Below are 11,277 nucleotides of genomic sequence, written 5' to 3' on the forward strand. Positions count from 1 at the left end.
TTTAATGTAACATATTATCGTACTGTGCCCTTAGTGTACAACAAAAAACAGTCTAAAGAAAAGCGGGGCGCGAGAGACTGGGGAGAAACACATATGAACGTACTTGAAGATAAGATAAAACAAAAAGATATACAGCAATTTCAAAATGATTTAATTAACTGGTTCGAAAGAGAACAGCGCATTCTGCCGTGGAGAGAGGACCAGGATCCGTATAAAGTATGGGTATCTGAAGTGATGCTTCAGCAAACGAGGGTAGAGACGGTCATTCCTTACTTTTTACGGTTTGTGGAGCAATTCCCGACAGTAGAAACGCTCGCTGATGCCGATGAAGAAAAAGTGCTCAAAGCATGGGAAGGCCTCGGTTATTATTCGCGGGTCAGAAACCTGCAAAGCGCGGTTAAAGAAGTGAAGCAGCAATACGGGGGAGTTGTTCCGTCAGAAGAAAAAGAGTTCGGCGGCTTAAAAGGCGTAGGCCCTTACACAAAAGGAGCGGTGCTAAGCATCGCATACAATAAACCGATTCCTGCGGTTGACGGAAATGTGATGCGTGTCATGTCGAGAATTTTGTCCATCTGGGATGATATTGCCAAGCCAAAAACAAGAACGATTTTTGAAGAAGCAGTCCGTGCGTTTATTTCAAAAGAAAAACCCTCTGAATTCAATCAGGGTTTAATGGAGCTGGGAGCCATCATCTGTACGCCGAAATCACCTTCTTGCCTGCTTTGTCCTGTTCAGCAGCATTGCTCAGCGTTTGCAGAAGGCACTGAACGAGAACTCCCGGTGAAAAGCAAAAAGAAAAAACCGGGAATCAAAACAATGGCTGCAATTGTACTGACAGATGATGACGGACAAGTCTATATTCATAAACGCCCGTCTAAGGGACTGCTTGCCAATCTGTGGGAATTCCCGAATCTTGAAACGCAAAAAGGAATCAAAACAGAGCGCGAGCAGCTCACTGCATTTTTAGAAAGTGATTTTGGCATAAAAGCTGAAATCAGTGACCTCCAAGGTGTAGTGGAGCATGTTTTCACCCACCTGGTATGGAATATTTCTGTGTTTTTCGGTAAAGTAAAACAAGTGTCGGATACTGCAGACCTAAAAAAAGTAACGAAGGAAGAGCTTGAAGAATTCGCGTTTCCAGTGTCACACCAGAAAATTTGGAAGATGGCAGTGGAAGCAGCCGGAGTCATTTAATTCGGCTGCTCGGTAAGAGTCCTTAATCATAACTGACGCGCGTGCCGTGGCTGTAGTCTGCTTCATTGCGCTTCATTCCGCCGCGCGCTTCAATCTCTTGCGTTAATTCACGGTATTTTGATTGGCCTTCTTCGTTCAAATAAGGCATAATTTGCTGAAAGGCATGATGAAAAAAGGCGAGTTCACTGTTTTTCCAGTCCTTTTTGGAAATCATGGTCAATTCGCTCATATCTCGTCCGACATACATAACAGAAGACCCCCTTTAAAGTTCTTGCCATTATTGTTTGTGGAATGAAGAGAACTATACGCTATAAGGAGCTGAGGAAAAAATGGAACAAAATAAATGCGCACTCGTAACAGGAAGCAGCCGCGGCGTCGGAAAAGCAGCGGCGATCAGACTTGCGGAAAACGGCTATAATATTGTCATTAACTATGCACGCAGCAAAAAAGCCGCTCTGGAAACAGCGGAAGAAATCGAAAAACTTGGCGTGAAAGTGCTTACCGTAAAAGCAAACGTAGGCCAGCCCGCAAAAATTAAAGAAATGTTTCAGCAAATTGATGAAACCTTTGGAAGACTGGATGTTTTTGTTAACAACGCTGCATCAGGCGTACTGAGACCGGTTATGGAATTAGAGGAGACACATTGGGACTGGACGATGAACATCAATGCAAAAGCCTTGCTTTTCTGCGCTCAGGAAGCGGCAAAGCTGATGGAGAAAAACGGCGGCGGTCATATCGTCAGCATCAGCTCATTAGGTTCAATCCGCTACCTTGAAAACTATACGACAGTTGGTGTGTCAAAAGCTGCGTTAGAGGCTTTAACCCGTTATCTCGCAGTAGAGCTTTCACCAAAACAGATTATCGTAAATGCGGTATCAGGCGGAGCGATTGACACAGATGCGCTCAAACACTTCCCGAACAGAGAAGACCTTTTGGAGGATGCGCGTCAAAATACCCCGGCGGGACGTATGGTAGAGATTAAAGATATGGTCGATACGGTTGAATTTTTAGTGTCATCAAAAGCTGACATGATCCGAGGGCAGACCATTATTGTTGACGGCGGGCGCTCACTGCTCGTTTAAAAAATTTTTTTGAAAAAAGGAATAGCCACTCGATTACCTGCACATTCTAATGACCGTGGAGGTGATAACAATGGCTAACTCAAATAACTTCAGCAAAACAAACGCTCAACAAGTCAGAAAACAAAACCAACAATCAGCTGCTGGTCAAGGTCAATTCGGCACTGAATTTGCTAGCGAAACAAACGCTCAGCAAGTCAGAAAACAAAACCAACAATCAGCTGCTGGCCAACAAGGTCAATTCGGCACTGAATTCGCAAGCGAAACTAACACACAGCAGGTAAGACAGCAAAACCAATCTGCTGAACAAAACAAACAACAAAACAGCTAATCACTGAAACAGAAAAAAGCACTTCATCTTCGGGTGGAAGTGCTTTTTTCTGTTTGAAAAACGACAAAACTTGTGAAAGCTCAACAGAATGAGTCAAAGGGTTTGCTTAGATCAGAATCGAAATGATTAATGGTGGAAACGTTTAGACTTTGACCAGGCTGAAGGAGGAACCGATGACGGAATTTGAAAAGCTGGTAATAGAACAGATGAAAACGATGGACAAGCTTCTCGATCTCCAATCAGAGCTCGACCGCTGCAAAGAAATCGAAGCAGAACTCCGGCACTTGGAAAGGGATGCAAGGCTGCGCGGTATTCAGGATGAAATTGCGGTAAAACGAAAGCATCTTGCTGATATACAGGATACGTTTCAGAAACAGACAGAGCAGGTGATTCGTTCATATCGCAGCTCAGAAAAGCCGTCTTCCTATGTGTAGAGCAGGAATGTGCCATTCCCAAGCCGGAATGGCTCTTTTATTTTCATTTTTCAATTTGTAACGTTATAATAGGTAAAAGACGTTGTCGGTAAGCAAATTTGGACATACTAACTGTAGGGCTTTATAGAAAGTAGGGGAGAAATATGGGTTATCCCAAGGAAGGAGAAACCATTCAAATTCACAGCTATAAGCATAATGGGCTGATTCATAGAATTTGGAATGAGACAACAATCTTAAAAAGTACAGAAATGTGTGTCATCGGAGCCAATGACCGGACGATGGTAACCGAATCAGACGGCCGGACATGGATAACCAGAGAGCCCGCAATCTGTTATTTTCACGCAAGACAATGGTTTAATGTCATCGGGATGCTGAGGGAAGACGGGGTTCATTATTATTGCAACATCAGTTCTCCGTTTGCCTATGATGGCGAAGCAATTAAATATATTGATTATGACTTAGATGTTAAGGTTTTTCCTGACATGACTTACAATATTCTCGATGAAGACGAATATGATGATCATCGGAAATCCATGAATTATCCAAAAGAAATTGACAGTATTTTAAGAGACTACTTAAACACACTGCTCCATTGGATTCATCAGCGGCAGGGCCCGTTTGCACCCGAGTTTGTCGATATGTGGTATGAACGGTATTTGCGCTATACAAAATAATGGTTACGTAAAAACCTGTTGCGGGGTACAACAGGTTTTTCACATGGGCTCACACACATCATGATAAAGAGAGGGGGAATCAACGTGGGGGTTATGAAACGCTATATGCAATTCGTCAAACCTTATAAGAAGCAAATTTTCATTACAGTATTAATCGGGATCGTAAAATTCTCCATTCCGCTTGCTCTCCCATTGCTTCTGAAGTACGTAGTTGACGACATTATTCAAGGAGGCGGCACGGCCAGTGACAAAACAACGTCATTGTTCACCATTATGGCGATCATGTTCGCCTTATTTTTAATTTTGCGCCCGCCTGTTGAATATTATCGGCAATATTTTGCCCAGTGGACAGCCAGCAAGGTACTCTATGATATAAGAGCCAAGCTGTTTGATCATATACAGAAGCTGAGCCTTCGTTTCTATGCGAATACTAGAACAGGGGAAGTCATTTCCCGAGTCATCAATGACGTGGAACAAACAAAGGATTTTGTGATCACAGGTCTGATGAATATATGGCTCGATATGCTGACAATTTTGATCGTGATCTCTATCATGCTGACACTGGACGTTAAATTAACGCTTATTTCCATCATTTTGTTTCCGTTATACGGTATATCAGTGAAGTATTTTTACGGCCGTTTAAGAAAGCTGACAAGAGAGCGGTCACAGGCGCTTGCTCAGGTACAGGGGCATTTGCATGAACGGATTCAAGGCATGCCGGTGATCAGAAGCTTTGCGATAGAAGACCATGAGCAGGCCAACTTTAATGAAAAAAACAGCCATTTCTTAGATAAAGCAATCCGTCATACGAATTGGAATGCCAAAACCTTTGCGGTTGTCAACACTATTACAGATCTGGCACCGCTCATCGTGATTGCATTTGCCGGCTATTTTGTCATCAACGGACCGCTGACAGTCGGAACGATGGTTGCATTTGTCGGGTATATCGACAGAATGTATAACCCTGTCAGAAGGCTGATTAATTCTTCTACAACCTTGACGCAGTCAATCGCTTCAATGGACAGGGTATTTGAATTTATTGACGAGCCGTATGAACTGACTGACAAACCAAATGCCATCAAAGCTGACCATATCCGCGGAGAAGTCGAATTTCGAAATGTGTCGTTTCAATATGAAAAGGGAAAAGAAAACATCCTTCACGATGTGTCTTTAAAAGTAACCAGAGGAGAAACCGTAGCCCTCGTTGGAATGAGCGGCGGAGGGAAATCCACGCTCGTCAGCCTGATTCCAAGGTTTTATGATGTATCAAGCGGCAAACTATTGATTGACGGGACAGATATTCGGGATTATGAAGCAAGAAGCCTGCGCAATCAGGTTGGCATGGTGCTTCAGGATACCTTTTTATTCAGTGAAACGATTAGAGAAAATATTGCGATCGGAAAACCTGATGCCACGCTTGAAGACATTATGGAAGCCGCAAAAGCAGCCAATGCACATGATTTTATTATGAGTTTTCCGGAAGGGTATGAGACCCGTGTGGGAGAAAGAGGCGTTAAGCTCTCAGGGGGACAAAAACAGCGGATTTCCATAGCGCGTGTATTTCTGAAAAATCCGCCGCTGCTGATCTTGGATGAAGCTACTTCAGCTTTGGATCTTGAAAGTGAGCACTACATTCAAGAAGCGATGGACAAGCTGGCGAAGGACAGAACAACTTTTGTTGTGGCCCACCGCTTATCAACCATCACACATGCGGATAAAATTGTCGTCATGGAAAACGGAACAATCATCGAAACCGGAACCCATGATGAACTGATGGATTATGACAGTCAATACAAGCACTTATTCACAATCCAAAACTTGAACTAAACATCGATCTTATATCCTTTGATTAAGGATATAAGATTTTTTTGTATGAAAAAAACCCGGTGATGTGAACCGGGTTACTCTTCTATTTCCAATTCGCAGTCTTTCGGATGGTACGTTTGAAAGCTTGTAATAAGTGTTTCTAAATGTTCAAGCTGCTCGCGGTATTCCACAGCGCTTGCCATAATATTAAGCATATTATAATCAAGAAGCTCATCATCTGAGTTGCGCTGGTTTCTAAGGAATGACTTTGTCAGCAGCTGTTTGTATTGGATGCCTTCTTCATCTGTATCATCATGCGGTTTAATTTTGCCGACAAACCTCATCAAAATCCGCTCGTGCCAATGAAGCAGGTAATCAAGTTCTTCAGTCAGCGTTTCCTGAAACTCTTCAGGCATATGATAAATCTCGTTTTCCAGGCGATGCAGCTTCTTCAGCGTGTCGAGCGCCCGGTTTGCGGTTATTATCGCCTGTCTGAACAGGACAAGTTTTCTTGATTTCACGTAAGTCGTTTTCTTAAAGTAGCTTCTTTCTTCTTTATATAGAAGATATGTCTGATCAAGCTTGATCATTTTCTCTTTCAGTTTTTCAATATCCTCTTTCAAAATCGAATGCTCTGTTGACTGGCGCATAATCAGCCTGATCCATTTCATAATTTCTTCAGTGTTTTCGACTGTGTTATGAATCAGCTTTGTTTCGTACTTAGGCGGCAGGAACACCAGGTTGACGATAAAGGAAGAAAGTACCCCTAAAATGACTGTGCTTGTTCTGATCAGCGCAAACATTAAGAAGTCGTCACCGGCAGATTCTAAAATCGCAATAACTGTAACAAGAGCAATCGAAATCGTATGTTCAATTTTAAGCTTCAGCATTATGGTAATAACAATAACTGCTGTCAATCCGATCATAATCGGACTGGGTCCGAAAATAAGACCGAACACTGTGGCGATAACAGCTCCGATAATATTTGCCTGAACCTGATCAATAATAATAAGAAAAGAGCGGTAAATTGACGGCTGGATCGCAAATATCGCTGCAATCCCAGCAAAAATCGGTGCGGGAAGTCCGATCCACGAAGCTAAATAAAGAGCCAGCGTAATCGCGATCCCTGTTTTGAAAATGCGGGCACCAAGTTTCATTGGTTTGTGCGTGCATTCCTTTCTATAGTAAATTGTTTGACCTAGCAAATGGCTAATCCTTAAAATTCCCTGTGAGTTTATTTGCTAAACAATTAAGTAATATACAGGGATCAATACAATTATTCAAGCTATTTTTCAAGAAAATGACCAAAATCTTACACGCTTTTTAAAAGTACAAAAAAACAGGAGCTTTAAGCTCCTGTCCGGGGATGTGCAATATTACTTTTTAAGATGTTTAAAAGCATCCTCAACAGCAGCAAGCGTATCTTTAATATCCTGCTCTGTATGCGCTGTTGTAATAAACCACGCTTCATATTTAGAAGGTGCGAGATTAATGCCGCGCTCCAGCATCAGCTTGAAAAACGTAGCGAATGTTTCACCGTCACTGCGTTCTGCCTGATCGTAATTTTCTACTTTCTCATCAGAGAAGTATACCGTCAGCGCACCCTTTAACCGATTGACTGTTATTGTGATGCCGTAGGTTTCTGCGTGTGCCAAAATGCCTTCCTCAAGCATAGCGCCAAGATGGTCAAGCTTTTCATACACGCCTTCCTCTTTCAGCACTTCCAGGCAAGCAATGCCAGATAAAATAGAAGCGGGGTTTCCGGCCATTGTTCCTGCCTGATATGCAGGGCCGAGCGGTGCGACTTGCTCCATAATTTCTTGTTTGCCGCCATAGGCTCCAATTGGAAGTCCGCCGCCAATAATTTTTCCGAGTGCAGTTAAATCCGGTTTCACCTGTAAAAGATCCTGTGCACCGCCATACATAAAGCGGAAAGCAGTAATGACTTCATCATAAATAACGAGGGCGCCCGCATTGTGTGTCAGTTCGTTTACTTGTTCTAAGAAACCTTCTTTTGGCTCAACAATACCGAAGTTGCCGACAATCGGTTCAACGAGAACCGCTGCGATTTCACTGCCCCATTTCTCTAAGGCCGCTTTGTAGCTGTCAATATCATTAAATGGAACTGTAATGACCTCGTTTGCAATGCTTTTCGGTACACCGGCTGAGTCAGGTGTGCCCAGAGTAGACGGACCGGAGCCGGCCGCTACGAGCACAAGATCTGAATGGCCGTGATAACAGCCTGCAAATTTAATAATTTTGGTGCGGCCTGTGTAAGCACGAGCCACACGGATGGTCGTCATCACAGCTTCTGTCCCTGAATTGACGAATCTTACTTTATCCATAGCAGGGATGGCTTCCTTCAGCATCTTTGCAAAAGTAACCTCATGTTTTGTCGGTGTTCCATATAATACACCGTTTTCCGCGGCTTTTTTAATCGCCTCTGTAATATGCGGGTGGGCATGTCCGGTGATGATTGGCCCGTAAGCCGCCAAATAATCAATGTATTTGTTTCCGTCGACGTCCCAAAAATAAGCGCCATTTGCTTTCTCCATTGCAACAGGAGAACCCCCGCCAACTGCTTTATATGATCTTGAAGGGCTGTTTACACCGCCGACAATATGCTCTAATGCTTCACGGTGAAGTTCAACTGATTTTGTATACAAAAATAATAACCTCCTATATCTCCTTGCGTCCCCTCTATTGTAGCATGCTTCCAGACAAGAACAACGGATTCAGGCTCAAGATACAGGGTCATAGTTGTAATCTGGACAAGAATTGGATACGCTTAATACAAAAACATCCGGAGGTAAAGAAATGACTATTGAAATCGGACAAAAAGCGCCTGATATTGAGTTGAAAGGCGATCATGGGGAGATAGTAAAATTATCGGATTATGAAGGGAAGTATATCGTCCTTTACTTTTATCCAAAAGACATGACACCGGGATGCACAACTGAAGCGTGCGATTTTCGTGACAGCCACGAAAACTTCGCTGAGCTGGATGCTGTGATTATCGGCGTCAGCCCGGACAGCGAGGAAAAACACGGGAAATTTAAAGAGAAGCATAATCTGCCGTTTTTGCTGCTTGTCGATGACGAGCACAAGCTGGCGGAGGCGTTTGATGTATGGAAACTGAAGAAAAACTTCGGAAAAGAATATATGGGGATTGAACGCTCCACTTTTTTAATTGACAAAGAAGGCCGGCTCATTAAAGAATGGAGAAAGGTAAAAGTGAAAGACCATGTAGCCGAAGCGCTCCAGACGCTGAAAGATATGTCGGGAAAGTAAAATCGTCAATCAGCCTCATAGCATATGCTGCAACTTTCACCCTAATATCAATTGACAAATTATCGTAAAAAGAGTTACACTAATTATAAACATTATAATGTAAGAATCTTTTTTAGAAGAGAGGTGCATGACGGATGGCTGCACATGAACTAAAAGAAGCCTTAGAAACGTTGAAGGAAACCGGAGTTCGCATTACTCCTCAACGTCATGCGATTCTGGAATATCTCGTTAACTCTATGGCTCATCCAACAGCGGACGATATATATAAAGCTCTGGAAGGGAAATTTCCTAACATGAGCGTAGCGACGGTATATAACAACTTGCGTGTGTTCCGGGAATCCGGCCTGGTAAAAGAGCTCACATATGGTGATGCTTCCAGCAGATTTGATTTTGTTACATCCGATCACTATCACGCCATTTGTGAAAGCTGCGGTAAAATTGTGGACTTCCACTATCCCGGCCTTGATGAAGTAGAGCAGCTTGCTGCACATGTGACCGGCTTTAAAGTAAGCCACCACCGTTTAGAAATTTACGGCGTCTGCCAAGAGTGTTCAAAAAAAGAAAACCATTAAAATAAGCTGACCGCGAAACGGTCAGCTTATTTATTTCGACATTTTCTTCTTATTATAAGACTCATCAAATTCTTTTCCTTCTAAGCTTTGATCTAAAGTCAGCGGCTCTCTGCAATGCATACACATATCTACTCTGCCTAAAACCTTGGTCTCTTTTTCACAGCCCGGACAAATGACCCGAACCGCTTTGGTCGAGAGCATGCCGATCCAAAAATAAACAACCGTGCTGAGCCCGATAGATAAAAGCCCAAGTATCATAAACAAACTCGAAAGCAAAACGGATTCCTTAAAAAAGATCCCGATGTACATAATGATAAACCCAACGAAAACCAAACTTAACGCAAACGTTCTGATTTTATTAATTTTGCTGGAGTATTTCGCCATGTCCATCCCCCTCTGAATTAAATATAGCACAAACCCGATGGTATTTTCTTCATGTTTTCGTTTGAAATGGAATTTAAATATGGAGACTTGCTTTGAAATTGTTTATAATAGTTCAATGTGTTTAGAAAAAAGGAATTTCGATTTAACCATAGAATTGAATCAAATAGAGAATAAAAAAATTGAACAATTGCATTGGAGGAATAGTGATGGAAAATCTTCTCCGTCCAATTTACCAAGAAAGAGCAAGTCATCCCAATACATTGGCTGTTATTATGATTGAGAGAAGAAACAAAACGTCTTCCATAACAGACAACTTTGATGCCGCTTTGCTTGTCATTGTAAAGCAGTCTGATAAGCCTGTTTTTATAAAGCATTATGAATTTGATCACAAAACAGCCTCTTTGCATGTGATAACTGATGCTCAGGTTCAAGAATGGATTTTGCTCGGCACAAATAGGAGAATCATAGATTGGATTGTAAACGGAAGAGTCATGTTTGACCGCAATGAGTATATTGCTGAGCTTATCGACAGGCTTAATACTTTTCCGTTTGCAGAACGTAAACTGAAGATCGGCCTTGAATACGGCAAGTTAATTAGAAGATACGTTGAAGGAAAAGCTTTCTTTGAAGCCAATCAATTTTTAGATGCCTACAATGCAGTAGTCCATGCATTGCATCATCTAGCACGTATTGAAGTAATCGACAGAGGATTCCATCCGGAAACCACTGTGTGGAGTCAAGTGCGTCAGATGGAGCCTCAAGTGTACAAATTATATTCCGAGCTGATTGAAAGTCACGAAAGCTTGGAAAAAAGACTTGAATTATTATTCTTAGCAAATGATTTTCTTATTCATTCTAAAGCTGAGATTGGTTCAGCACATCTTTTCGAAGTGATGAAAGAAAAGGACATATGGCAATTTAGCGAGCTTCTTCAGCATCCTGACTTAAAACATTTTACTCAAGACCTTGGCGTCATGCTTGATTACCTGACAGAAAAAGGTCTTATCAGCGTGTGCCGAATTGAAACCAAAGGACAGGCTGTCTTTCATCGAGGATATTCTTTTAAAAAAGATGTTGACTCTGATTCCTGAGCATGGTATATTATTAAACGTCGCTGATGCGCTTCTGAAAAAATAAGCTCACAGCGGCGGAGAAATAAAATAAAAAACATTTGACAAAACAAAGACGAAATGTTATACTGAAAAAGTCGCTTCTTAAAGAAGTGGCGGATGATCTTTGAAAACTAAACAAGACAAAACGTACCTGTTAATTCAAGTTTTATTATAAATCGCACAGCGATGTGCGTAGTCAGTCAAACTGAGGTCTGCACGATGCAGATCACGCAGATGTTGCCACAGGATGTGGTGAACTTAATCTGCGATCCATTTATCGGAGAGTTTGATCCTGGCTCAGGACGAACGCTGGCGGCGTGCCTAATACATGCAAGTCGAGCGGACAGATGGGAGCTTGCTCCCTGATGTTAGCGGCGGACGGGTGAGTAACACGTGGGTA

13 protein-coding genes and 1 rRNA gene are annotated in these 11,277 nt (G+C 42.4%); 10 read left to right on the forward strand and 4 right to left on the reverse strand.

Annotated elements, in window-relative coordinates:
• Positions 1 to 93 precede the first annotated feature (93 nt).
• Positions 94 to 1,194 carry an A/G-specific adenine glycosylase gene (gene mutY, locus KXD37_RS22250; RefSeq protein WP_101863567.1) on the forward strand — a complete coding sequence of 367 codons (1,101 nt, stop codon included), beginning with the start codon at positions 94 to 96 and terminating at the stop codon, positions 1,192 to 1,194.
• Between the two features lie 22 nt (positions 1,195 to 1,216).
• On the opposite strand, the gene KXD37_RS22255 is transcribed toward mutY, so the two are convergent.
• Positions 1,217 to 1,441, reverse strand: a complete 225-nt coding sequence (locus tag KXD37_RS22255) for a hypothetical protein (protein WP_024120659.1) — start codon at positions 1,439 to 1,441, stop codon at positions 1,217 to 1,219.
• Positions 1,442 to 1,523: 82 nt separating this feature from the next.
• Here KXD37_RS22255 and fabL point away from each other — a divergent pair, with 82 nt between their 5' ends.
• From fabL to KXD37_RS22280, 5 genes are all read left to right on the forward strand, one after another.
• Positions 1,524 to 2,276 carry an enoyl-[acyl-carrier-protein] reductase FabL gene (gene fabL / locus KXD37_RS22260; protein WP_044163745.1) on the forward strand — a complete coding sequence of 251 codons (753 nt, stop codon included), beginning with the start codon at positions 1,524 to 1,526 and terminating at the stop codon, positions 2,274 to 2,276.
• Positions 2,277 to 2,346: 70 nt separating this feature from the next.
• A complete protein-coding gene (gene sspE / locus KXD37_RS22265; RefSeq protein ID WP_024120660.1) occupies positions 2,347 to 2,604 on the forward strand; it encodes a gamma type acid-soluble spore protein SspE in 258 nt (85 codons plus the stop codon).
• A 173-nt stretch (positions 2,605 to 2,777) separates the two neighbouring features.
• Positions 2,778 to 3,038, forward strand: coding sequence for a YgaB family protein (locus KXD37_RS22270; protein ID WP_024120661.1), 261 nt, complete (start codon positions 2,778 to 2,780; stop codon positions 3,036 to 3,038).
• Positions 3,039 to 3,181: 143 nt separating this feature from the next.
• Entirely contained in the window at positions 3,182 to 3,712 is a 531-nt protein-coding gene (locus KXD37_RS22275) for a DUF402 domain-containing protein (RefSeq protein ID WP_003239685.1), read from the forward strand.
• An 84-nt stretch (positions 3,713 to 3,796) separates the two neighbouring features.
• Complete coding sequence (locus KXD37_RS22280) at positions 3,797 to 5,539, forward strand: ABC transporter ATP-binding protein (RefSeq protein ID WP_127695642.1); 1,743 nt, start codon at positions 3,797 to 3,799, stop codon at positions 5,537 to 5,539.
• 74 nt (positions 5,540 to 5,613) lie between these two features.
• Here KXD37_RS22280 and KXD37_RS22285 read toward each other — a convergent pair whose 3' ends face one another.
• Together KXD37_RS22285 and KXD37_RS22290 are read right to left on the reverse strand one after the other, a co-directional pair.
• Positions 5,614 to 6,675, reverse strand: coding sequence for an aromatic acid exporter family protein (locus tag KXD37_RS22285; protein WP_101860259.1), 1,062 nt, complete (start codon positions 6,673 to 6,675; stop codon positions 5,614 to 5,616).
• Positions 6,676 to 6,894: 219 nt separating this feature from the next.
• Positions 6,895 to 8,184 carry a glutamate-1-semialdehyde 2,1-aminomutase gene (locus KXD37_RS22290; RefSeq protein WP_106021581.1) on the reverse strand — a complete coding sequence of 430 codons (1,290 nt, stop codon included), beginning with the start codon at positions 8,182 to 8,184 and terminating at the stop codon, positions 6,895 to 6,897.
• 151 nt (positions 8,185 to 8,335) lie between these two features.
• On the opposite strand from KXD37_RS22290, the gene bcp reads away from it, so the two are divergent.
• Positions 8,336 to 8,809, forward strand: a complete 474-nt coding sequence (bcp, locus tag KXD37_RS22295; protein WP_024120665.1) for a thioredoxin-dependent thiol peroxidase — start codon at positions 8,336 to 8,338, stop codon at positions 8,807 to 8,809.
• 134 nt (positions 8,810 to 8,943) lie between these two features.
• Positions 8,944 to 9,381, forward strand: a complete 438-nt coding sequence (gene perR / locus KXD37_RS22300) for a peroxide-responsive transcriptional repressor PerR (RefSeq protein ID WP_010333472.1) — start codon at positions 8,944 to 8,946, stop codon at positions 9,379 to 9,381.
• 30 nt (positions 9,382 to 9,411) lie between these two features.
• Here the strand turns inward: perR and KXD37_RS22305 are convergent, their stop codons facing one another.
• The gene (locus tag KXD37_RS22305; protein WP_010333473.1) at positions 9,412 to 9,765 is read right to left on the reverse strand and encodes a YgzB family protein; all 354 of its coding nucleotides are present in this window, start codon (positions 9,763 to 9,765) and stop codon (positions 9,412 to 9,414) included.
• A gap of 206 nt (positions 9,766 to 9,971) precedes the next feature.
• On the opposite strand from KXD37_RS22305, the gene KXD37_RS22310 reads away from it, so the two are divergent.
• Both KXD37_RS22310 and KXD37_RS22315 read left to right on the forward strand, forming a co-directional pair.
• Positions 9,972 to 10,856, forward strand: a complete 885-nt coding sequence (locus tag KXD37_RS22310) for a nucleotidyltransferase-like protein (protein WP_024120667.1) — start codon at positions 9,972 to 9,974, stop codon at positions 10,854 to 10,856.
• Between the two features lie 295 nt (positions 10,857 to 11,151).
• Positions 11,152 to 11,277 (forward strand): 16S ribosomal RNA (locus tag KXD37_RS22315); the annotation flags it as partial.

This window comes from Bacillus sp. XT-2 (genome assembly GCF_025696525.1).
In the GTDB taxonomy this organism is placed as follows: domain Bacteria; phylum Bacillota; class Bacilli; order Bacillales; family Bacillaceae; genus Bacillus; species Bacillus halotolerans.